Below are 21993 nucleotides of genomic sequence, written 5' to 3'. Positions count from 1 at the left end.
CTAATTTACCACAGCACGGCCCCTCGCAGGCCGTTCCACAGGGTTTTTAAAGAGGGTTTCACAGGGAAAGATCTATCTCACGCCCGTGGCGTGACTCGTGTCGCGCGGTTGCCATAATGCGGCCTGAAACGAACAACAAGAAAAAACGAGTGCCCCTCGACGCAACGCACATGCTTTCGGCGCTTTGCTCAGGACAACTCGACGCTGCTCGTGTCGCACGACTACCGGAACTTGGCCTGCCACGAGCAAATAAAAAGGCCTACCTCGTTCCGAGGTGGCCTTTTTATGCGTCGAGTGGTGGAGACGATGGGATTTGAACCCACGACCCCCTACATGCGAAGCAGGTGCTCTCCCGCTGAGCTACGTCCCCACGATTTAAAAACTGTCAGGAAAGATAGCCTAAAAACCCATGTCTGGCAAGACCGGGGGAGGAAGAGTAAAGAAAGGGTCTATCCCCTTCATCCCCTCCATCCCTGTAAAATGCAGCCCTTTCACGGGATCGCTTCCGCCTTCGTTCTTCGAGCTATGGCGTGGCAAGCTGGGGTCTGGGTTTAAACCTCAAACTCGTCCTTCCACGTTGGACGTTGAACGTTGAACCTTGAACGTTACTTCCATACCTCGATACCTCCATATTGTCCTTCCACATCGCCTGTCTTTATCCATTGCCTACAGCTTGCTTTTCTACGTTGAACGTTGAACCTTGAACCTCTGTCCACCGAAGCTCAAAGAGCGAAGGTGGATGCCTCTGGACTATCTTCACACCAACGGCGTGACCCCCCTGTTACATTCGATGTGCTAAACTATCTTCAGGTAATTGGAAATCAACCCAGCTCAGGAGGTTCACGATGCAGATAGCTATGATTGGTCTCGGGAGGATGGGCATGAACATGGCCCGGCGTCTTATGGGGGGCGGGCACACCATCGTCGCCTACAACAGGTCCATCAAGAACACAAAGGAGATCGAGGGGGAAGGCGCTGAGGGGGCCTATTCCCTCGAGGAGGTGGTGGAGAAGCTCAAACCGCCGAGGACCGTCTGGATAATGATCCCCGCCGGCAAGCCGGTTGACGACACCATCACAACGCTGAAAGGCCTGCTTTCTAAGGGGGACATTATTATCGACGGCGGCAATAGTTACTACAAGGATGACATCCGCCGCGCCGAGGACCTGAAGGCCGCCGGGATTTCATACCTGGACGCGGGCGTGTCGGGAGGGATCTGGGGCATCAAGATCGGCTACTGTCTCATGGTCGGCGGTCACGAGAAAAGCTACCAACGGCTGGAGCCGATATTCAAAACCCTCGCCCCGGAGGAGGGCTACCTGTACTGCGGCAAAACGGGGGCCGGGCATTTCGTCAAGATGGTCCACAACGGCATTGAATATGCCATGCTGCAGGCCTATGGTGAGGGTTTCGACATCCTTGAAGGGTCGCAATATGGGCCATCCCTCGACTATTCGGAGCTTTCCCACCTGTGGAACCAGGGAAGCGTTATCAGGTCGTGGCTCCTGGAACTGGCCGAGTACGCCTTTTCCGACGACTCGAGGTTAGAAACGATAAAGGGGTACGTTGAGGACTCGGGTGAGGGGCGGTGGACAATCCAGCAGGCCGTGGAAACAGGCGTACCCGCGCCGGCGATTACGCTTTCTCTTTTCCAGCGATTCCGCTCAAGAGAGGAAGACTCCTTCTCCGACAAGGTCATCGCAGCCCTGCGCAAGGAGTTCGGAGGACACAGGGTGGTCTCGTCGCGCAAGAAGGGAGAAAAGAGATGAGCGGAAACGCGGGGCGCAGGGTACAGGATGAAGGGCTTGAAAACCTCCTCGAGGGGCACGCGTCAACCGAAACCGTGCCCACCGGCGGCAGCGCCCTCGACGCTCCTTCCGATCCGTGCATCATCGTCATCCTCGGCGCAACGGGCGACCTGACCGCCAGAAAGCTCATCCCCTCTCTCCTCAAGCTTGAACGGAAGGGGGGGATGCCCGAAAGGTTCAGGATCGTGGGCTGCGGAAGAACGGTGATGAATGACGAAAAGTTCCGAGCCATGCTCAAAAAATCGGCCATGAAGGGGGGGAACGACCTCGAGGGCTGGGAGGATTTCGCCTCGAAAGTTCACTACGTACCGCTGAATATGGACTCGTTGGAATCCTACCGGAACCTGGCCGGTTTTCTCATCGAACTTGACCGCGACAGCCAAACGGGAGGCAACAGGATCTTCTACCTGGCGCTTCCCATGTTCCTGTACCAGGACGTCGCCAGGCTGCTCGGCGAGTCCGGCCTGTCGGCGGAAAATACGGAGACAAATGGGTGGTCCCGGATCGTCGTGGAAAAACCGTACGGCAGAGACCGGAAGTCGGCGGCGGAACTCGATCGCACCATCCACTCCAGCTTTGCCGAGGAGCAGGTCTATCGCATCGATCACTATCTGGCCAAGGAAACCGTCCAGAATATTCTCATGTTCCGTTTCGCCAACACGATTTTCGAGCCGCTCTGGAACAGGAACTACATTGACCACGTGGACATCATAGCCGGAGAGACCCTCGGTGTGGAAAAAAGGGCGGGCTACTACGAGAGCTCCGGGGTCCTCAGGGACATGTTCCAGAACCACATGATGCAGATCCTGGCCCTCACGGCCATGGAACCGCCCTCCACATTTTCAACCGGACCGTTTCACGATGAGAAGGTCAAGGTCTTCCGCTCACTGAGACCGTTCCACCTGGACGACGTCTACGGCAACCTCGTCCTGGGACAGTACGGGCCGGGCAAGGTGGAGAAGAAACCGGTAGCCGGCTATCTAGAGGAGGAGGGAGTGGCGCCCGGTTCCCTTACTCCGACGTTCGCCATGATGAGGATATTCATTGACAACTGGCGCTGGCAGGGGGTTCCATTCTACGTCACTTCGGGCAAAAGGCTGGGAGCCAAGCTGACGGAAATCATGATCCGGTTCAAGGATGTCCCCATCACCATGTTCCGTGAAATTCTCGGAAACCCTGTATCGGCAAACGTTTTGACCCTTGGAATCCAGCCCCAGGAGAGGATATCCCTCTCCTTCCAGACGAAAATCCCCGGGGACAGGATTCTCTTACGTCCCGTTACAATGAATTTCGACTTCCTTCAGGGATACTCGGGACCGGTTCTGGCGGCCTACGAAAAAGCCCTTCTGGACTGCATGCAGGGGGAGAAGATGCTTTTCCTGAGGGAGGACGAGATCGACCTGACCTGGACCTATATCGACCCGGTCCTCCACGAGTGCGAGACCTGCACGGACCGGGCGGATCACCTGAAGGTTTACGAAGCGGGAACATGGGGGCCCCCGGAGGCGGTGGCGCTAAAAAGGCTTATGCATGACAGTTGATGACTTCGTGAGAAGTCATCAACGCACCCATTGATGGACTTTTTACGGCCCTATTAACGTTCAAGGTTCATCGTTCAAGGTTCAAGGGTTGACGGACTCGCAAGAAGCCATCCATCTGTCATCGCGAGCTGTAACCCATGCGAAGCGATCCCGTAGGCGACGGAGGGCGCTGCTATGAGCTCCGCCCGGGATTGCCGCGTCACTCTCGTCTCCCTCGATGTTCCTCGCAATGACAGCAAAATAATAAAGGTACGCATTAACCGGATGAAGCATGTTTAATGACGTTTTGCAAAGTCATCAACGCGCCCATGTAAGGGCGCCCAAATCAATCCATATACGGTACAAGGAGCTGTGAAACCATAAGGTCTTTGTCGCCGATGCGGGCGGCTGTGCGTGCCAGAAATTCTCGCATTTCGAGGCTGACCTTCCCCGGTTCAAGCGCCCCGAAGAGGGCCTCGAACCGGTGTTTCTCCTCATCTGTAGCACTTTCCCGGAGCCGCTCCCACAACGTCTCATATGCTGTCGCGGGCCCTCTTTCGTCCGGTTTTACGGCCAGTGTTTCCTCCATCATAAGTTCAAAGAGGATCCATGTCTGCCCCCTCAATTTGCCCCGCAGGGGATCGGCGAGATTCCTGTAGCGCCGGTATGATCGCTCCATGACAACGTACTTGTAGCGCCTGTAAAGCCCCAGGAGGATCTCGTCCTCTATGATGCCCGGGATGACCGAGAGCACGTCCATCTCGCCGGTTACCTCCGTGATGTCCCTGCCGTCCGGAAGGGGCACCCTTCCAGGCACCCCCTCCGCCCTGACCTCTTCGAGATCCTCCAAAATAGCCCCGTCGTCCATTTCAAGGCTTTTCCATTCGCTGGAAGGGATGTTCATGCGGTCGATGAGAGTCAGATGCTCCATGGCCCTGATCCCCATCTCCTCGGCGAACATCCTGTGCCTGATGTACAAAAGCCCCCTCCTGCCGTTGAACCTGAAAACGTCGGGATGATCCGTGGCTTTCTCCTCGTCGTTCAAGGCATTGAGGAGTTCATGGAGGTGGTCGTGCTCCGCGGCCAGACGCCGGTCGGAGAAATATTTGGGGTGAACGTTGAGAATCCTCGTCATCTACTCGTCTCCTTCGTCCTTCCCCTTGCCGAGGAATCCTTTAAAGGCCTTCAGAAGATCCATTGGCAAAGGGAAGATGGTGGTGGAATTGTTCTCTGTCGCGATCTCCCTCAAGGTCTGAAGATATCTCAGTTGAAGGGCCTGGTCGTTACCGGACATGATGTCCGCCGCCTGGGTCAGTTTTGTGGCCGACTGGTACTCGCCTTCCGCGGCAATGATCTTCGCCCGTCTCTCCCGCTCCGCCTCGGCCTGTTTGGCCATTGCCCGCTGCATCTCCTGCGGCAGGTCCACGTGCTTGATCTCCACATTCGTCACCTTGACCCCCCACGGGTCCGTCTGGGAATCGAGAATCTCCTGCAGATCGTGGTTGATCTTGTCCCGTTCTGAGAGCAGGTCGTCCAGCTCCACCTGCCCCAGGATGCTTCTTAAGGTCGTCTGTGCGAGCTGGCTGGTGGCGTAGAAGAAATCCTCTACCTCAACCACCGCCTTGGAGGGATCCATAACCCGGAAATAGACGACGGCGTTTACCTTCACCGACACGTTGTCCCTTGTGATGATATCCTGGGGCGGTACATCCATCACTATCAGCCTCAGGCCGATCCGCACCATCTTCTCCAGCCCCGGGACGATATAGATGAGGCCGGGGCCTCGGGCGCCGACCAGCCTCCCAAGGAAGAAGACAACCCCTCTCTCGTACTCCTTGAGGACCTTGATGCCCGAAACGACGAGGAAAAGAATGATAGCCACCGCACCGGTGACAATGGGGCTGAAAGAAAATAAAAACATGGCAAAACCTCCTTTTTATTCCGTATTGGGCCGTTTGACCGTCAGGACCAGCCCATTTACCTCTGTCACCTCAACCTTCTCCCCTGCCTTGACAGGTTCGGTTGAGGCCGCTGACCAGATCTCTCCGTGAACCCTTATCTTTCCCTCCGGCTCCAGGTCGGTATCGGCAACTCCCACCTCTCCGATGAGCCCCTCGATCCCGGTTGTCGGTTTTCTCATTCTTATCCTGACGGCAAGTCCAAGCCCGACTATGAAGAGGAGCGCGATCAGGCCTGTCATCCCGAAGATCAGGGACAGGGAAACGCGGTAGTACGGATCCGCGGAGTTAAAGAACATGAGACTGCCCAACACCAGGGACAGGATGCCGCCAACGGTCAGCATCCCGAAAGAAACCACCTTCACCTCCAGGACAAACAGAACCAGCGCGAACAGGATCAGAAGAACGCCCGCATAGTTGACGGGCAGGAGTTGAAAGGAGAAAAAGGCGAGGATTATGGAAATTCCACCCAGGACGCCGGGTAGTATAACACCCGGGTTGACCAGTTCAAAGAAGATCCCGAAGATTCCCAGCAGCATAAGGAGATAGGCGACATTGGGATCGGTGATAACAGCCAGAATCCGTCTCCGGGTGCCCATGAGCCTGTCCTCAACATGTGCTCCGGAAAGGGCCAGGGTCCGCTTCCCGCCCGCCACCGTCACCGTCATCCCCTCGACCTTCTTCAACAGTTCGTCCATGTTCGCCGCGACGAAATCCACCACCCCTTCCTTAACGGCCTCCGTCTCCGTCGAGGAGATGCTTTCCCGAACCGCCCGCTCGGCCCACTTGACGTTGCGGCCGTTTTTAGCGGCAATGGACCGTATGAAGGCCACTGTGTCGTTGAGGATCTTGGTTGCCATGACATCGCCTTCAGGGGGCGGTGAAGCCGTCTTTTCCTCTCCATCCTTCCCGGATTTCTTCCCTCCCTCTTTACTCTTCTTCCCGCCGAAAAATCCCCCTCCCCCCACCGTGACCGGGTGGGCCGCCCCGATGGTGGTCCCCGGGGCCATGACGGCGATGGGGGCCGCGAGGGTGATAAAAACCCCGGCCGACGCGGCTCTCGCCCCTGAAGGGGCTACGTAAACCGCCACCGGGACGGGCGAAGCGAGGATGGCTTTAACGATCTGCCGCATGGAGGACATGAGTCCACCCGGGGTGTCCAACTGCAGGACCAGCAACTCGGCTTTGTCCTTATTCGCCTGCACAAGCTGCTCTTCGATATAGTTTGCGGTGATTGGGTTGATTGACCCATCGACAACGATACGGACGACCAGGGGCACACTGTCCTCTGCATTTTGCCCGGTGGGGGAAACATCACTGTCGGCCAGAAGACCTGTGGAAAATTGTCCTCCGAAAAACGAACCAGGCCCTGGAATAAACTGGGCAAAACCCAGGGCGACGAAAAAGATGATTACACGCAAGGAAATTCTTCTCATGCTCACGACATCCTCACATTGAGACCAGACACCGGGACGGCAAGCCCGTGATAGTGATCAACAAGATCAGGCCCTCTGCGGCTGAAGGGGATCAATACCAGGGAATCCAATTTTCTGTTTTCCACCCGGGCCTTTCGGCTTGTATAGACTACCACATCCATCAATTCCATGGCCTCCTCCGGAGAAAGCTCAGCCGGAAGGGTTTTAACGGATGTCCGGCAGTTGTAAGGAATGTTCTCCACCGGAAAGTCGGCATTGTAGTACCGTTTCGATATATTATACAGGAGGTGGGGAGACCGGACTCCAAAAGCCGGTATCACTGAACCGCCGTCACCGGCATTTCGCCGCCAGAAAGGCAGAAAGATCGTTTGTTCCTGTCGAACCATCACCTCCGTCCCCGCCCAGAGGCATTTCCTTTCCTGAAGCCTGGATCCTCCAGATTCCCATCCCCGCCCGCAGTTGAAGCAGAACCTGATAACCGCGGTCGTACCCGACTGCAGATCACCGTCACACTCAGGGCAGATAAGGGGGACAAGTTTGAGACGGTTCTCAATGGGGGGTTGGGACTCTCCGATACCCAGGTTGTTTAAAAGGGTCTCCATCTCCTGATGCCCGATCTGACGTACAAGGTGACCACTGACGGCATCCATAAGGAGAAGCCGAAGCTGTTCACCTTCCCGGATCTCCACAAGAAAGAGGGGAAAATAGAGTATGGAGTAGCGCTCCCAGATCAGGAAGGTCTTCTCTTCGAGGACAAACAGGTCGGATACATCAAAACCCTCGGTAGTGTTGTGCCTGACCCTATCGTGAAATTTCTCTCTGCTCAACTGCATCGGTAAAAATGGGATCCCCCCCGCGTTTTCCCTCGTGGCCAGAAAGAGGTGCAAGGTCTGTGCTCTGATCCCGGGAGAGAAGAGGCCGGTGGACAGGTCCGTGTGCCCCGGCCGCATCAGGTCGAAATTCCTGGTTTTCAATTCCTCCACCGATTCCCCCTGGCGAACATCGTCTCTCCTCTTCTCACCGGTCACCCAATGGATGGCCTGCCCTCTTATCCTGTAGAAAGGGTAATAGAAAGGGATAACCGACCTTACAAGAGACGGTTTCCAGCGGTTCTTCCTGGCTATGGCAGTGATTTCAGGAGGGGTATCCTTGACCTTGATCTTTGGTTTAATGAGGAAATTCAACCATGCTGAACGGCCGCCCACCACCATGAGCGCGGTACCGCAATAGCGACACTTTGTGCCTGTAGCCTCCTGGTCGAAGACCGTTTCGCCGCCGCACTGCGGGCATTGATGGCTGACGTAACAGGTTTTTTTCACGTATCAGGTCACGGGGTGGTTATTGAATCTTCTCGCCGCAATTCAGGCAGAAACGCGCTCCGTCCGGGGCCTTTTTCCCGCAATGAGGGCATTTCGTCTCCCGCTTCTTTATCTCCTGCCCACACCGGAAGCAAAATTTGGCGTCGGCGGGCAGATCTGTTTGACATCCGGGGCAGATCTGTCCTTTAACGACAGGCGTACCGCATCGGTAGCAAAACCTGGCGTCCTCGGGCAGTTCACAACGGCACTGGGGACATGGATAACCCTTAACCCGCTCCTTCTTACCTCCCTCACTCAATGCTCCTTTAAGAAAAGCCGGAATCATCATTCCCAGCCCCGCACCCAGCCCCATACCCATGCCGGACCCGGCGCCTGACGTCGTTCCTCCCGCCCCTGTCTCCGCAGCGTCGCCCATGAACTGCGCCGCTTTGAATCGAAGGTAGTCTCCCTCGCCGACAGCTTTCATGCTTCCTTTTTCATCGATGATTTTCTGAACATCATCCGGCGGGGTAATGGAACGTATGATGAGATCCCTGAGTTCGATACCGTATTTGAGAAACTCGTCCCGGACCCTGGCCTTGGCGGCGGCTCCCAATTCTTCATAAACCTGGGGCAGGTTGAGGAGGGTATCAAGGCTTTCACCCAGGAGGTCGTTGATCCTCGATACGATGATGCCCCTCAGAAAATCAGCTATCTCGTCGGTGGTGTAGATGCCCTGCGTCCCGGCGACCACGTTTACAAAAAGCATGGGCTGCAAAATCCTGATGGTGAAATTTCCGTTACCCCGGAGCCGGACCATGCCTAATTCACTGTCACGAAAGGCCACGGGGTCTCTCGTACCCCAGGTAAGATTTGTGAAGGTCTTCATCGCCACAAAATAGACGGCCACCCTGAAGGGACTCCGGAAGCCGAAAGGAAGGCTCAATGCTTTGGTCAGAAGAGGGAGATTCTGGGTAGTAAGGGTTTGCCGCCCGGGACCAAGCACGTCCAGGGCGCGACCATCCCGGAAAAATACAGCGGCCTGGTTTTCGTTAACCACCAGCTGGGCCCCGAACTTGATCTCTCCCGTTCCTGCGGGAGGAACGCGGTGCACCATTTCCTCGCCGGTTTCATCAATCCATTCCAGGACCTCGATAAACTCGCTCATTCGGCCACCTCACACCCATTGCCTTTCCTCTCGACAACCCGTTTCCGAGCCTCGAAAGATCTCTGAACAGCATCCACGGTGTTGCTCAAGGATTCGAGCCAGCCTTCGGTGGTCCCGGACTGCCGGTCGGGCACAAGCCCTTCAAGTTTTTCAGACTCACTTAACAGTTCTATGTCAAACTCGTAAAGGAGCCCCAACTCCTCCTGGGCGACTCCGGTTTCGTCGAAAAAGCCTGTGTAACCGTATACTGCATGGCGAAGCTCATCCTCAAGCCTTTCCAGTCTTATGGCGACCCGTTCCAGTTCTCCAATGGACTTCAAGGAAGCCAGGTCACCCTTCCTGGACATTGCCGTGATCAACCTTGAGATCTTTCCCCTGCAGCGGATTACCGCGCCGGCGGCTTTCTCCCGGACCGCTTTGTCGGCGCCCCGTCGTTTTTCCCTCGCCTGGTAGCCGGAGATGCCCGGTATCAGGCGGGTCAAAGATTCGAGAAGTCCGGCAACTTTGGATTGAGCCATGATATTTTCTCTCTACCTCTTCACACCTACAGGGGCGGCCTTGATTCTCACCTTTCCGTCTTTATACTCCACACGGTAAGCGACACGATCACAACTGTATTTTTCCCTTATCATCCGTGTTTGATTACCTACCATTTTTCGGACACTGGCAATAGTCGGGCCCGGCCGGCCCGTATTTTTTCTGTATGTCCTGTCCAGGACCATAAAGAGCGAGTTCATCTGCTCCCTGTCCTCTTCCGGAGAGGATATCTCAATAACGCCCGACTGGAGAGACTCACCGTCGTTTACAACCCTTCTCCTTCTGGGGGTCTTTCCCTCTTCGATATCCCGAAGGTTCCGCTGCCAATATTGAAGGAAGATATTATATCGGGAGATGGCCTGCTGGACCCGAAACCGCAGTGCGGTATTGGTTATAGTGACCGTCGAAAACCGACGTACCTCCCTGGCGACATCACCGGCCAGTTTCTCAGGAGGCCGTTTCAGCACCCCGAGAAAATACTGATCGTACCGTGTCTTCAGCGTCTGGATATCGCTTTCGAGCTGTCTGACCCTGTCCTCCATTTATCCCCCAATTAATATTTATAGATTCATCCTGGAAATGAGTACCTGGATGAGGACCATACCCCGCCATTTGTCATCACGCCTGTCCCGCCATAGCTCGAAGAGCGACGGCGGAAGCTGTAACCCATGTGACCTGTCCGCCATAGCCTGTAGGGCGACGGCGGAAGCGATCCCATAGCGGCCGGAGGGCGCCGTGACGAGCTTTTCAGCTCCGCCTGGGATTGTCGCGTCACTCTCGTTTCCCTCGATGCTCCTCGCAATGACGGCAAAATAATAATAAAGGTACGCATTAACCGGATGAACCATATTTATAGAATCGTAAAAGGTCCTTCTATGCCTTTTTACTCCACGGAAAGCGAAAAATGTCATTTTCACTTCCCTCACAAATCTTCAATTTGAGCGCCCCGCACATGGGCGCGTTGATGACTTTTTGCAAAGTCATCAACATGAACAATTTCTATCCGAAAATGATAACAGACCCCTAAAACCAATGCAAAGGCTTTAAGAGTAGGGTCTGGGGTCTGGGGGGTTGATTCACCGCAAAATACGCCCTTCTGCGTGAAACCCCGTGCTCCGAATTGGTGCCGGACTTCCAACAAGGCTCCATTAATGTAATATATAGTTATTTTTTGTAATAATTTTCTTGATCCTACCATTTTTTGAGGGTAACTTCATTACCATCCACCGCAAAGGAGGCACGCTTGATAAGTTCTTTCCTCGACACCCGCGAGGTTGCTGAATATCTGAGTATTAACGAAAAGCAGGTCTATAGCCTTATCCACAACCGCGGGCTTCCCGGGACCAAGATAACCGGAAAATGGCTTTTTCCCCGTCACCTGGTGGACAGGTGGATTGAATCCGGTGTGGCCGATTTTCCGGAAGAATGGTCTTTCGCCCAAAGGGCGCAGGGCCTTCTCCTCATTGCGGGAAGCGATGATCCCCTTCTTGTCCGGTTGATTTCCCTCTTTCGAAGGCGGTTTACCGAGACAATCCCCCTGCAATCGAGGGCCGGCAGCACCGAGGGAATCCTGGCCCTGAAAAGGGGGCTTTGCCATGCTGCCGCGGTCCATCTCCACCCCTCGGGTGACGCTCACCAGGATGCAGATTATCTTGCCGACCATTTCGATCAAAGGGCCGTGGCGGTCTCCATGGCGGTAAGGACACAGGGGCTCCTTCTCCCCAAGGGCAACCCACTGGGAATCCACACCCTGGAGGATACCCTGGCCGGCGGACGACGATGGGCCGGTCGTGAGGTCGGGACCGGCACACGTCTTCGCCTCGAAAGGGAACTTGATCGCCTCGGCACAGACCGCTCGGGGTTTGCCGATGACAGTCCGACCCTCGGCAGCCACATGGAGGTCGGTGTATCGGTAATGAAAGGACAAGCGGATGTCGGCCTTGCTATCCAGGCCGTCGCGGAGATGTTGGGCCTCGACTTCATTCCCCTTTTCCTGGAACGGTTCGACCTGGTGGTATACCGGGATACTTTTTTTCAAAAAGAGATCCAGAACTTTTTCGGCCTTTTGAATACCGGCGAATTTACAGGGATTGCAGCCGGCCTGACAGGCTACGACATTTCCGGTGCAGGTCGGATACTCACTGAGACAATATAACAGCCATAGCCATTCATGGACTTTTTACGACCCTATCATATTGGAACACAGGGAGGATTTATTCATGAATAGAAACAGGACAAGAATCGGGCTTGCCCTTCTGTTTGTTACGGGAATTCTCATATACGCGTTAAATGTGCCTTACGCGGCTGCCGGAAACCGTCTCAAGCTTTCCTCCACAACCAGTACCGACAATACCGGACTCCTTGACTACATTCTGCCTATCTTTGAGGACAAATACGGCATCAGGGTCGACGTCATCGCCGTTGGGACCGGCAAGGCCCTCAAGCTTGCTGAAAACGGGGATGTGGACGTCACCTTGGTACATGCCCCTGCCCTTGAAAAGGCATTCGTGGACGCCGGGTTCGGCATTGACCGCCGGCCCGTAATGGCCAATTACTTTATCATCGTCGGACCGAAGGAGGATCCTGCGGGGATAGGCTCCGCCCCCACCGCCGTCGAGGCTTTTCGAAAGATCGCCCGTTCCGGAAGTCCCTTCATATCCCGCGGAGACGGTTCGGGCACCCATGTGAAAGAGAAGGCCATCTGGATCAAGGCACTGGGGAAGGTCCCTCAGGCAAAGCCCTGGTACCTGGAATCGGGAAGAGGAATGGGCGGAACCTTGACCATGGCCGACGAGAAGCGCGGCTATACCCTGTCCGATCAGGGGTCCTATCTCAAATACGCCGACAAAGTTGAATTGGTCCCGGATTTTCACAAGCGGTCCCCACTCCTCTACAACCCCTACGGGATCATCGCGGTCAACCCGGAGAAGCACCCCGATTCCAATTATGACGGGGCCACGAAACTCATCGAATTCATGACATCCCCGGAGGGTCAGCGGCTTATCGGCGGATTCAAGGACAGGTTCGGAAACGTGATATTCGTTCCCATTGCGGGGCAGCAGCCTCCAGCCGCCGGGAATGTTACAAAACCTCGGTAATATAAGCTTTGGCCGGGTCAAATAACACGATGGAAAATCCCAGGGGAGGGTAATGGAGTACCTGATCAACGCCTTCATAGGGGCCCTTCGCCTGCTGGTCAACTTCGACCACGAGGTATTTACCATCGCCCTGCTATCACTTCGGGTCGCGGGAACGGCCACCCTGACCGCGGCCATCGTGGGCATACCCACAGCATATATCATCGCAACGAAGGAGTTTCCCGGCAAGGGAGCCCTGTTAACCCTGCTCAACACCCTCATGGCCCTCCCCACAGTCGTCGTCGGACTCTTCTGTTACTCCCTGTTGTCCCGCCGTGGGCCCCTGGGGTTTCTCGATCTCCTGTTTACCCCTACCGGGATCATCATCGGTGATATTATTCTCGCCGTTCCCCTCATCGTGGGACTCACCGTTGCCGCAGTCAACGCGGTTGACGACAGGGCTTCCCTGACCGCCATAAGCCTCGGGGCCAGTGCCCGGCAGGCCTCATGGGCAGTTCTGATCGAGGCCCGTTTTGCCCTCATGGCCGCGATTATCAACGGGTTCGGCAGGGTCATCGCGGAGGTCGGGTCAGCCATGATGCTGGGGGGCAACATAAGAGGCTACACCCGAACCATAACCACGGCCGTCGCCCTGGAGACGGGAAAGGGCGAGTTCGCCCTTGGCATGGCCCTGGGGATTATCCTCCTTTCCGTGGCATTTACCGTCAACCTGCTCTTCCGCAGATTCCAGAAGTACTGACCAGGATGGCTCTGTTTAAAATCGAAAATCTCTTATTTGATTATGGAGAACACCGGGTATTGAACATCCCGGATCTCCTGGTCGGCGAGAGCTGTATTACCGCCCTTACGGGACCCAACGGTTCGGGCAAAAGCACCCTGCTGATGCTGTTGGGACATCTTATTTCCCCTACCGCGGGCCGGATCCTGTTTGAGGGGAGGGACCTTTACTCCGGGGGGAAAGCCGCCATGGCGGCTTTCCGGCGAAGGACCGGTATCGTTCTCCAACTCCCCTACCTGTTCAGAAGTACCGTAGAGGGAAACGTGTCCTATCCCCTCCGTGTCCGCGGAACTTCCAGAGAGGAGATGGCCCGGCTGGTAAAAAGTGCGCTGAGCGCGGTGGGGCTCCCCGGTTTTGAGATGAGGAGGTGCGCGGAACTTTCCGGAGGCGAGGCCCAGAGGGTAGCCCTCGCCAGGGCCATTGTAATGAAACCCGATCTGCTCCTCCTCGACGAGCCAATGGCCAACGTGGATGCAGCCAGCCAGGCAGTGATGGAAAGGGTGCTCCTGGAAACATGCCGGGATGAGGGAACGACCGTTATCCTCACCACACATAATCTGGACAGGGCCTTCAGACTGGCCGACAAGGTGGCAACGATTCTGGAGGGGACGGTTTCTAACGGCGCAATGGAAAACGTATTCAAGGGGGCCCTCTACCAGGCCGGAGGAGGCTGGGTTTTTGATACGGGACGGATAACCATCGCCGTGCCGCAGGGAAAGGAAGGTTCACGCACGGCCTCGATCCCCCCGGAGTCCATTCTGGTCAGCCGCGAGCCCGGATCCACCAGCGCAAGAAATGCATTTTCGGGGAAGATCTCCGGCATTCAGGAAAGAAACGGATCGGTGGATCTCCGGGTGGAGGTGGGCGAGTCGCTCACCTCCCGTATAACCACCCAATCATACGCCCGTATGGAGTTAAAACTGGGGGAGGAGATAACCCTGATCTTCAAGGCGGAGTCGGTGAAAATCTATTAATGATTGGGTCGTGAAAAGTCATCATTAACGGGCTGCAGACCGAGGAATCTCAGGATATGTTCGGCCTTTTCAAGACTTTTCTCGGCGCCATCCATGTCGTGCATGGCATCCTGAACCTCTGCCATAGCCTGATAATCCCTGGCAATGGAAAAAGGGTCGCCACGTTCCCTGTCAATGGCCAGGCCGGACTTGACCGATTCCAGCCCGGCATCAGGGTCTCCGGAACGAGCCAGCAGCCTTCCCAGTGTTGCCAGACAGGCGGCCCTGACGCTCTCACCACCACCCCCGGCGCTTAATTTCAGCGCCTGTCTGCAAAGGGTCCCCGCCTTTTTCAAATCACCCGAAGCAAAGGAGATGGTTGCCAGGACACTCAAGGTTCTGGCCTTTACGATGGTCAAGCCCCTGGCCGATGCGATATCCCCGGCCTCATTGGCCAGTGTTGCGGCCTGGGCCGGGTTTGTTGTGGCCAGGGTTCCGGCAAGGTTGTTTAACGAGGCGGCGAGGGTGCCATCGTCGTTGATTTCTCTCGACAAGGCGATGGCTTCCCTGTATGAGGCAAGTGCTTTATCCACCATCCCCAATCGATCCTGGACCGCACCCAGGTTGTTCAGGGAGATGGCGGTTTCCCTTTCCATGTCCAGGGCACGGTAGATTGCCAGGGAATGCATGGCGTCCCTGATGGCCTGATGATATCGTCCAAGTGATAAATCCCCATCATATCTCCGGGCGTAAGTCCGGGCCTCATCTTCAAGCGTGGGGTGCTTAACGGGACGGTTGCCCAGACAGCCGGAAAGAAAAATCACCAGGAAAGCTACAACGCCGCTGATCGTGGCCGCACGCTTCATCGCCGGTCGACCTCCACCGTTGAGGGACCTGCATCCGTGGGGAAAGCCCCCTTCAACATCCAGTTCCCCTTGACCGCCTCTACGACCCTCTCCGACTCCTCCATGGTTCCTCTGAGGCTCCTCGCGGCACCCGGAAGTTCATTGGACGCCTCCGCGAGGTTGTCCGCCGTCTTACCTACGGAGATCAGGATGCCCGGTATTTCATTGGAGGACTTTTTGACATCATCAGCGATGGCATCCAGTTTGCTCAGGGTTTTTCCCGCCGATGCCAGGAAACGTGAAGTCTCCCTGGAAATTTCAGGAAATTTTTCTGAGGTAGTCTGAACATTTTTGACGGTTATACGGATTTCCTCCACCATGGGAATCACCCTGTCCGCAAGCTCTTTCAAAGACGCGGCCGTTTCCCCGGCCGCCTTCACCGTCCGTGCAAGATTGTCGTACATCCTGTCGTCCTTAACCAGCCGTCCCAATGTTCCCTTACCTTTGGAAATCCCATCCATAAGATCGGCGGCGGCCAGAAGACCCTTTCCCAATGCCTGGCGGTCATCGGCAAGTTCCCCGGTTATCTTCCCCAGGTTGATCAGGACCTCCTCCAGCCTGCGGCGCAGGGGGGTTACACTTTCCAGAAGGGCGTTGATGGAGATGGGAGACTGGGTTCTCAGCAACAAACCCGGCTTCAGGGACAACGCGTCCGGCGAGCCGACCGTAACCTCGACACTCTTGTCACCCAGGAGCCCAACCGAACCGATGGTTGCCATGGAGTCCTCCTTGATCCTGTCCTGGTAGCTCTTTTGAATCTGAAGGGTTACTCTGACACCGCCCGTTCCGGTGAAGGAAATAGAGTTCACGGTCCCGACCTCGACCCCGGAAAGGAACACCGGGGCCCCTACCTTAAGCCCACCCACACTGTCGAAGATGGCAAACAATTTGTACCTTTTCACAAAGACATTCTGACGGTTGGCAATGGTAAGCACCATGACCAAGGCGGCCGCGAGTCCCACGAGCACAAGAGATCCCACAGTCAATTCCATGAAGGTCTTTCTCTTCATCGCATTCTCCCGCATCTTCCGGACGTGTCCCGGAGCATTTCACTTCCCCCAAAAACAGCAGGCACGAATGGTCTTAACCCTGACCATGCATCATCAACCATCCCCCACCCCATGATGTACGCTCCGCGCACATCATACTTGATGGACTTTTTGCAAGTCCTTCAACCATAAAGAAACATCTGGATCTGTTCCAGGTGTGTAGCTTTGAACTCCTCCGGCGTACCGGCCATGAGTACTTTCCCGTCCTCCAGCATGGCCATCCGGTCAGCGATGTGAAACGCCGACCGGATATCGTGGGTCACAACGAGAGATGTATTGCCTCCCTGTCGATTCAGGTTTTTAATGAGATGCGACACTGAATCAGATGTTACCGGATCCAGCCCTGCCGTGGGTTCATCGAAAAGCACGATACTCGGTCCCAGGGCCAGGGTACGGGCAAGACTGACCCTTTTCTGCATCCCCCCGCTGAGTTCCGATGGATATTTTCCATCCTCACCCTCAAGATCCACCAATTTTAACAGTTCCATGGCACACCTGAAGGCTCTCTTCTCCCCCGAAGCCGTGTGTTGGAGGATGGGAAAGGAAACGTTCTCGCCCACGGTCAGGGAATCGAACAGAGCCCCACCCTGAAAAAGAAATCCAACCTTGAGCCAGAGGGCCTTCCATTCCCTCTCGGTCTTAAAGGAGGTCACCTCCATCCTGTCCACGGTTATCGTGCCCGAATCCGGGACCATCAATCCGATAATGCACTGAAGGAGAACCGATTTGCCGCTTCCACTCCTGCCCATGATGACCATGGTTTCGCCTGCGCCGACGGACAGGTTAATGCCGCGGAGCACCTCGTGGCCATCCAGCGTCTTCCAGACATCCCTGATCTCTATGACGGATCTTTGGTCCTGGTTGATGGCGTTCACCTCATTCCGGGAAGATAACCAGAAGGATCCTGGTCATGTAGACGTCCGACAGAAGGATGAGAAGGGAAGCCAGAACAACCGCAGCCGTTGTAGACCGGCCGACACCTTCGGTCCCTCCACGGACGTTGAACCCCTCGTTGCAGGCAACCGTCCCGATAATCAGGCCGAAAACCGCAGCCTTGATCAGCCCCGGAGTCACATCCGTAATGCTGACGTAATCAAGGGTCTTATAGTAGTAGGTACTGTAATTGATCCCACCCTGCGTGACGGCGACAATGAGCCCACCCGCAATTCCCAGGACATCCGCTATGGCGGTAAGAAGCGGCAGGACCAGAACACAGGCAGTGATCCGGGTGGCGGCCAGGTACCGCTGGGGGTTCACGGCGAGCACCTTGAGGGCATCGACCTGCCGGGTTACGATCATAGATCCGAGTTCCGCACTGATCCCGGAGCCGGACCTTCCGGCTACCAGCAGCGCGGTGATAACGGGCGAAAGCTCCTTGACGACGGACAGTCCGACCACCGCCGCCACATACTGACCCGCACCGAACTGGCCAAGGATGTCAATCGTCTGCATACACAAAACGATCCCCATCGACATACCCGCCAGGCCGATGAGGGGTAGTGACCGCACCCCAATGGAGTACATCTGTTTGATCGTCTCAGCAAAGTAGGTCGGCCGGGTGAATATCATGCCAAGCGACCCGATACCGAACATGACCAGACCGCCGAGATAATAGATGCAGTCAAGGAGCAGATTTCCTATGCGTCTCAGAATCAGAAACATCCGAACTCCCTGCCGGCCGGTATGTACCGAATCATTCAAATGGTCCTTCCGGCGGCCTCCGCGAACCGGGCCAACCTCTCCATCAGCTCCCTGAAAGTACTCGGCTTAAGTGATTGAGGTCCGTCACACATGGCGACCTCAGGTTTGGGATGCACCTCTACCATAAGCCCGTCGGCCCCGGCCGCCACCGCGGCGAAGGAGAGCGGCTTGACATACTGCCAGTGCCCGGTTGCGTGAGAAGGATCGACTATGACGGGCAGGTGGGTCTTTTCCCTGAGGACCGGAACCGCGCTTATGTCCAGGGTGTTTCGTGTCGCGGTCTCGAAGGTCCGGATCCCACGTTCGCAGAGGACCACGTTGGGGTTGCCCGCGGACAGAATGTATTCCGCCGACATGAGGAACTCCTCGATTGTGGTCATCATTCCCCTCTTCAACAGGATGGGGTTGCCGATATGCCCAAGCTTCTTGAGAAGGGCGAAATTCTGGACATTCCTGGCGCCGACCTGGAGCATGTCGCAATATCCCGCCACAAGGTCCACGTCCTCCGGGTTGACCACCTCGGTGACCACCGGCATCCCCACTTCCTCCCTGGCCTCGGCCAACAGCTTCAACCCCTTTTCCTCCAGGCCCTGAAAGCTGTAGGGTGACGTGCGGGGTTTGAACGCCCCTCCCCTGAGGATGCTGCCACCGGCAGCCTTGACCTCCCTCGCCGTTTCCAGAAGGGATTCCCTGCTCTCCACACTGCACGGCCCCGCGATAACCGTGATCCTCTGCCCGCCGAATGCCACTCCCGGCGCGATCTCGATAACGGAGCGTTCCCCGACCCCCTCGTCCTTGACCTGGATGCTCGCCAACTTGTAGGGCTGGAGAATGGGAACAACCTTTTCAACCCCGGGTATGGCATCCAAGCACTGGAGCCGCGCCTTTTCCCTCTCGTCGCCGATGGCGCCGATGACGTTTCTCTGCTCTCCACGTATCAAGTGGGGCGTATAGCCCAGTTCCCTGATCCTTTTCAGGACCTCTTCGAGCTGTTGATCCTGAGCGCCTTCCTTCATTACTATAATCATTTTCTATATCTCCTGTTTTAGCAGCCCGATGGGGTTCTCCGACAGGTTTCTAGGGTCTTTCGACTTTTTTTAATAATTCGAAGATCTTTCCGGTTTTGCCTACGCTGTCGAAAATCAGCGTCGAGGACATGGTCGCGGTGCTGATGGCGTCCACCTCCGGATCGAACTCTCTATCTTCAAGGACAGAAAGCCCCAGAAGTTTTTTCCTCATGGCTGCCACCTCTTCATCGTTCCAGGTCCTGTTCCAATATTTGGTCACATATATAGCGTCAAAATCCACGATCTCCCCCTTGGGGTTGAAAGTGAGAATGAAATGGATTGGATGGCATACGTCGCACAGCGGCAGCCGGTTGACCACTCGTGAAAACACCTTGCCTCGTTTGCTCTCCCCGACGTAGACCTCATCCCCTGACGGCAGCTTGACCGTGTGTATCCCCACCGTTCCGTACCCGGCGCGCTTCATACTGGCCTCTACCCGGTCGAAAAGGGCATCCTCGGAAAGAGGGGGCTTAAGCTCCTTCATGCTCCAGTCCGCCACCTCCGAAGGAGGGGCCTTCTCAACCAACTTATCAATATCCCCCGAAAGAACATCCCTGATCCCGGCAACCAGGACCTCGGGAGAATCGAAGACGCCGAAATGGGCATCCATGACCACCATCCCCCCGACTGTCCGGCGAAGTAACAGTGTAAAGGGTGTTCCGCCCGGGTTGCCCAGAGCATCCAGCAGCCTTAACCGTGGATCAGGAATAAGGGGAAAAGGAACGGAGAATTCATCCCTGAATTCCTTTACCACCCGCGCATTGTTGCCAACCCCGACACCGAGGAATCGGACTTTTATGGACAGACCCGGGTCTGACGCAACCAGATCATAGGCACGATTAAAAATCGGGGCCGCCAGCCGGCAGCTGAAACAGTAGCGGTTGAACAGCTCCAGGACAATGAGATTTCCCCACACATCCTCCGCCCTGAATTCCCCGCTTGTCCCCATTTTGTCGGACAGACCCAGATAGGCGGCGTCTGGTGTGGACAGGTCCAACGGAAACCGGTAGTCGGGAAAAAAATCCCCGGGTTGGATGAGCCGGCCCTGGGCGCCGGCGCCGGCAGGCACAAGGAACACGGCTATAAGAATCAGTGAAGCGAGCCGTTTAATTGTCGGCCCATTTGGCATTTTCATGATGCAGCTACCTTTCGACAGCCCTGCAGAGCTATCACTTTCTGGATACTTCCAGTACCGACCGGGCCGCTGTCATATCCACCACCGGAACCTCGATTGCGCCCTCTCCAAACAGGGTGTCGGCCAGTTCCTGGGAAAGGGATCGATAACGAAGCACCGCATCGATAACCAGCTCGCCCTTTTTAAGCTTAGGGGGAACGAGGAAGGCGTAATCACTGACGTCCGATCCCTTGGGGGGGATTGTCCGGACATAGGAAAAGTGGGAGATCTCCCATGGTTTATATGTGACATTCCCATCTTTATCGACAGCCACCGCGTGAAAAATATTGGCGTCCGGATCGATATCACCTTTTTCGTCCACTGCACCTGAACGGTAAAGCACGTTGCCCCTGGGATCCTTTACCGCTACGTCGAGCCACATCTGCCGCACCTCGGTGAGGCTCGTGGGGAGATTATGGCCCGCTCCCACATTGAACACTTCGACTGTGAATCGAGCTACCTTTCCGGATACGGCCTTGTCGGGAAGAAGGATCTTGATTACGGCGGCGGATTTCAGCCTGGCCCTGGCCATAGCGGCATGCTTGTCCGCTCCGAGCATCGCGGTTACAGTAAAGTTTCCTCCAACGAATTCATGGGTATAGACGTTGTTTCGCTCCGGCCCCAAAGGGGAGGCCTTGCCGGGATTAATGGGTTTTTGCATAGTCGCCGCCGCCTCTATCGCCTTTTCCAGCGGCATCATGTGGCAGTCCTGACAGACGATGCCCGCCCTGGCGTAGACAGATATCCGCCACTCCTCGTAGGTCCTCTCCAATGGAAAATTTGTCGCTGGATGAAAGACATTGTGGCAGGAACCGCAGAACTCTGCGGTGGTGTGCAGCTTGGAATACGCGGTGTCATGCCCCGGGGAATCGGAATTCCTGTATGGGCCTCTTTTCAGGTCGCCCGGATCCATGAGCATGGCAGCGTTGTAAGGCTGCATGAGAGGCGTATTCTCCCAGGTCAACTCCGCGATCGTGTGGCAGAAATCGCACTGGACACCCCTCGAGGCGATCGTTCCGGCGGTAAAGACGCCTTTTTCAGCATCCAGGACAACCTCCTCTCCCACTGTTCCTATGGGAGTGTGACACCCCGCACAGAGGTTGCGGATGGCACCGTTCGTCTCCCTGTCGCCCATTACCCACAGGGCCTGGAAAACGGGGTCTTTTAGTGCATTGGAGTGCATGGACCCGTTCCATTGGCGATAGATGTCCCCGTGACAGATCTTGCAGCGGTTCGGGTTCTCATACTCCGAGGAACTGACCGGCCCGCCGGTTCTGGTGTTGAGGAGGGAGGGAAAGAAGGGATATTTTTCCCTTTCCGCTGCCCGGCCAGACCCGGGGAACGCGAAAACGAACATCAAGGGGATCACGATTAAAAGGTTTCTCTTCCTCACGCTTACCTTCCTCTGCCGCACTTGTGTTTCGTTTTTGCGATGGCTGTCGGGACCAGATGGACAAATGCCGGGTTCCACCCCCACCCCAGGATGCACGCTCCGCGCTCGTCCTGTTTGATGGACTTATTGCGAGTCCATCAATCGCGAGTA

At 56.0% G+C, this 21993-nt stretch carries 21 protein-coding genes and 1 tRNA gene; 6 read left to right on the top strand and 16 right to left on the bottom strand.

All coding sequences use genetic code 11. The features are described 5' to 3' along the window. Positions 1–295: 295 nt before the first annotated feature. Positions 296–370: transfer RNA gene (locus tag GXP52_04575), tRNA-Ala, on the bottom strand. A 475-nt stretch (positions 371–845) separates the two neighbouring features. Here GXP52_04575 and gnd point away from each other — a divergent pair. Beyond that, the gene (gene gnd, locus GXP52_04570) at positions 846–1769 is read left to right on the top strand and encodes a decarboxylating 6-phosphogluconate dehydrogenase (GenBank protein ID NOY86555.1); all 924 of its coding nucleotides are present in this window, start codon (positions 846–848) and stop codon (positions 1767–1769) included. After that, the gene (gene zwf, locus GXP52_04565) at positions 1766–3349 is read left to right on the top strand and encodes a glucose-6-phosphate dehydrogenase (protein ID NOY86554.1); all 1584 of its coding nucleotides are present in this window, start codon (positions 1766–1768) and stop codon (positions 3347–3349) included. The genes gnd and zwf overlap by 4 nt, the downstream gene beginning before the upstream one ends. Before the next feature lie 325 nt (positions 3350–3674). Here zwf and GXP52_04560 read toward each other — a convergent pair whose 3' ends face one another. The 8 genes from GXP52_04560 to GXP52_04525 are packed head-to-tail and all read right to left on the bottom strand — an operon-like array spanning position 3675 to position 10636. Continuing rightward, a complete protein-coding gene (locus GXP52_04560) occupies positions 3675–4463 on the bottom strand; it encodes a DUF1722 domain-containing protein (protein NOY86553.1) in 789 nt (262 codons plus the stop codon). Next, entirely contained in the window at positions 4464–5249 is a 786-nt protein-coding gene (locus GXP52_04555; GenBank protein NOY86552.1) for a slipin family protein, read from the bottom strand. Positions 5250–5264: 15 nt separating this feature from the next. Continuing rightward, the gene (locus tag GXP52_04550) at positions 5265–6722 is read right to left on the bottom strand and encodes a nodulation protein NfeD (protein ID NOY86551.1); all 1458 of its coding nucleotides are present in this window, start codon (positions 6720–6722) and stop codon (positions 5265–5267) included. Positions 6723–6724: 2 nt separating this feature from the next. Continuing rightward, positions 6725–8041: a hypothetical protein gene (locus GXP52_04545; GenBank protein NOY86550.1), complete on the bottom strand. Its 1317-nt coding sequence runs from the start codon at positions 8039–8041 to the stop codon at positions 6725–6727. A 19-nt stretch (positions 8042–8060) separates the two neighbouring features. Further along, positions 8061–9188 (bottom strand): SPFH domain-containing protein, encoded by a 1128-nt coding sequence (locus tag GXP52_04540; protein NOY86549.1) that lies wholly within the window; start codon positions 9186–9188, stop codon positions 8061–8063. Continuing rightward, on the bottom strand, positions 9185–9706 hold the full coding sequence (locus tag GXP52_04535; protein ID NOY86548.1) for a hypothetical protein: 522 nt from the start codon (positions 9704–9706) through the stop codon (positions 9185–9187). The genes GXP52_04540 and GXP52_04535 overlap by 4 nt, the downstream gene beginning before the upstream one ends. Positions 9707–9718: 12 nt before the next feature. Continuing rightward, on the bottom strand, positions 9719–10267 hold the full coding sequence (locus GXP52_04530; GenBank protein ID NOY86547.1) for a hypothetical protein: 549 nt from the start codon (positions 10265–10267) through the stop codon (positions 9719–9721). A gap of 18 nt (positions 10268–10285) precedes the next feature. Continuing rightward, positions 10286–10636, bottom strand: a complete 351-nt coding sequence (locus tag GXP52_04525; protein NOY86546.1) for a hypothetical protein — start codon at positions 10634–10636, stop codon at positions 10286–10288. A 332-nt stretch (positions 10637–10968) separates the two neighbouring features. Here GXP52_04525 and GXP52_04520 point away from each other — a divergent pair, with 332 nt between their 5' ends. The 4 genes from GXP52_04520 (at position 10969) to GXP52_04505 (ending at position 14575) form a co-directional block, all read left to right on the top strand. Further along, positions 10969–11880, top strand: a complete 912-nt coding sequence (locus GXP52_04520; GenBank protein ID NOY86545.1) for a helix-turn-helix transcriptional regulator — start codon at positions 10969–10971, stop codon at positions 11878–11880. 64 nt (positions 11881–11944) lie between these two features. Continuing rightward, a complete protein-coding gene (locus tag GXP52_04515; GenBank protein NOY86544.1) occupies positions 11945–12823 on the top strand; it encodes a solute-binding protein in 879 nt (292 codons plus the stop codon). A 52-nt stretch (positions 12824–12875) separates the two neighbouring features. Then, positions 12876–13562, top strand: coding sequence for an ABC transporter permease subunit (locus GXP52_04510; GenBank protein NOY86543.1), 687 nt, complete (start codon positions 12876–12878; stop codon positions 13560–13562). Positions 13563–13567: 5 nt separating this feature from the next. Then, positions 13568–14575 (top strand): ATP-binding cassette domain-containing protein, encoded by a 1008-nt coding sequence (locus tag GXP52_04505; GenBank protein NOY86542.1) that lies wholly within the window; start codon positions 13568–13570, stop codon positions 14573–14575. On the opposite strand, the gene GXP52_04500 is transcribed toward GXP52_04505, so the two are convergent. The 7 genes from GXP52_04500 to GXP52_04470 all read right to left on the bottom strand — a co-directional run bounded on the left by GXP52_04500 (position 14572) and on the right by GXP52_04470 (position 21843). Next, the gene (locus GXP52_04500) at positions 14572–15420 is read right to left on the bottom strand and encodes a tetratricopeptide repeat protein (GenBank protein ID NOY86541.1); all 849 of its coding nucleotides are present in this window, start codon (positions 15418–15420) and stop codon (positions 14572–14574) included. The two genes, GXP52_04505 and GXP52_04500, sit on opposite strands and share 4 nt — an antisense overlap. After that, on the bottom strand, positions 15417–16469 hold the full coding sequence (locus GXP52_04495; GenBank protein ID NOY86540.1) for an MCE family protein: 1053 nt from the start codon (positions 16467–16469) through the stop codon (positions 15417–15419). The genes GXP52_04500 and GXP52_04495 overlap by 4 nt, the downstream gene beginning before the upstream one ends. 161 nt (positions 16470–16630) lie before the next feature. Continuing rightward, entirely contained in the window at positions 16631–17266 is a 636-nt protein-coding gene (locus tag GXP52_04490) for an ATP-binding cassette domain-containing protein (GenBank protein NOY86539.1), read from the bottom strand. Between the two features lie 118 nt (positions 17267–17384). Then, a complete protein-coding gene (locus GXP52_04485; GenBank protein NOY86538.1) occupies positions 17385–18170 on the bottom strand; it encodes an ABC transporter permease in 786 nt (261 codons plus the stop codon). A gap of 35 nt (positions 18171–18205) precedes the next feature. Further along, positions 18206–19237 (bottom strand): 3-deoxy-7-phosphoheptulonate synthase, encoded by a 1032-nt coding sequence (gene aroF / locus GXP52_04480; protein NOY86537.1) that lies wholly within the window; start codon positions 19235–19237, stop codon positions 18206–18208. Positions 19238–19286: 49 nt separating this feature from the next. After that, a complete protein-coding gene (locus tag GXP52_04475) occupies positions 19287–20411 on the bottom strand; it encodes a hypothetical protein (protein NOY86536.1) in 1125 nt (374 codons plus the stop codon). A 34-nt stretch (positions 20412–20445) separates the two neighbouring features. Further along, on the bottom strand, positions 20446–21843 hold the full coding sequence (locus tag GXP52_04470) for a hypothetical protein (GenBank protein NOY86535.1): 1398 nt from the start codon (positions 21841–21843) through the stop codon (positions 20446–20448). Positions 21844–21993: the final 150 nt, after the last annotated feature.

It is taken from the genome of Deltaproteobacteria bacterium (assembly GCA_013151915.1).
In the GTDB taxonomy this organism is placed as follows: Bacteria; BMS3Abin14; BMS3Abin14; order BMS3Abin14; family BMS3Abin14; genus BMS3ABIN14.
This window is presented reverse-complemented; position numbering and strand designations above follow the sequence as displayed.

What these genes read in the sequence shown, in the direction of transcription:
- gnd (NOY86555.1), top strand. Translation starts at nt 846, where the DNA reads ATGCAGATAGCTATGATTGGTCTCGGGAGGATGGGCATGAACATGGCC.
- zwf (NOY86554.1), top strand. Translation starts at nt 1,766, where the DNA reads ATGAGCGGAAACGCGGGGCGCAGGGTACAGGATGAAGGGCTTGAAAAC.
- GXP52_04560 (NOY86553.1), bottom strand. Translation starts at nt 4,463, where the DNA reads ATGACGAGGATTCTCAACGTTCACCCCAAATATTTCTCCGACCGGCGT.
- GXP52_04555 (NOY86552.1), bottom strand. Translation starts at nt 5,249, where the DNA reads ATGTTTTTATTTTCTTTCAGCCCCATTGTCACCGGTGCGGTGGCTATC.
- GXP52_04550 (NOY86551.1), bottom strand. Translation starts at nt 6,722, where the DNA reads ATGAGAAGAATTTCCTTGCGTGTAATCATCTTTTTCGTCGCCCTGGGT.
- GXP52_04540 (NOY86549.1), bottom strand. Translation starts at nt 9,188, where the DNA reads ATGAGCGAGTTTATCGAGGTCCTGGAATGGATTGATGAAACCGGCGAG.
- GXP52_04535 (NOY86548.1), bottom strand. Translation starts at nt 9,706, where the DNA reads ATGGCTCAATCCAAAGTTGCCGGACTTCTCGAATCTTTGACCCGCCTG.
- GXP52_04530 (NOY86547.1), bottom strand. Translation starts at nt 10,267, where the DNA reads ATGGAGGACAGGGTCAGACAGCTCGAAAGCGATATCCAGACGCTGAAG.
- GXP52_04525 (NOY86546.1), bottom strand. Translation starts at nt 10,636, where the DNA reads ATGACATTTTTCGCTTTCCGTGGAGTAAAAAGGCATAGAAGGACCTTT.
- GXP52_04515 (NOY86544.1), top strand. Translation starts at nt 11,945, where the DNA reads ATGAATAGAAACAGGACAAGAATCGGGCTTGCCCTTCTGTTTGTTACG.
- GXP52_04510 (NOY86543.1), top strand. Translation starts at nt 12,876, where the DNA reads ATGGAGTACCTGATCAACGCCTTCATAGGGGCCCTTCGCCTGCTGGTC.
- GXP52_04505 (NOY86542.1), top strand. Translation starts at nt 13,568, where the DNA reads ATGGCTCTGTTTAAAATCGAAAATCTCTTATTTGATTATGGAGAACAC.
- GXP52_04500 (NOY86541.1), bottom strand. Translation starts at nt 15,420, where the DNA reads ATGAAGCGTGCGGCCACGATCAGCGGCGTTGTAGCTTTCCTGGTGATT.
- GXP52_04495 (NOY86540.1), bottom strand. Translation starts at nt 16,469, where the DNA reads ATGAAGAGAAAGACCTTCATGGAATTGACTGTGGGATCTCTTGTGCTC.
- GXP52_04490 (NOY86539.1), bottom strand. Translation starts at nt 17,266, where the DNA reads ATGGTCATCATGGGCAGGAGTGGAAGCGGCAAATCGGTTCTCCTTCAG.
- GXP52_04485 (NOY86538.1), bottom strand. Translation starts at nt 18,170, where the DNA reads ATGTTTCTGATTCTGAGACGCATAGGAAATCTGCTCCTTGACTGCATC.
- aroF (NOY86537.1), bottom strand. Translation starts at nt 19,237, where the DNA reads ATGATTATAGTAATGAAGGAAGGCGCTCAGGATCAACAGCTCGAAGAG.
- GXP52_04475 (NOY86536.1), bottom strand. Translation starts at nt 20,411, where the DNA reads ATGAAAATGCCAAATGGGCCGACAATTAAACGGCTCGCTTCACTGATT.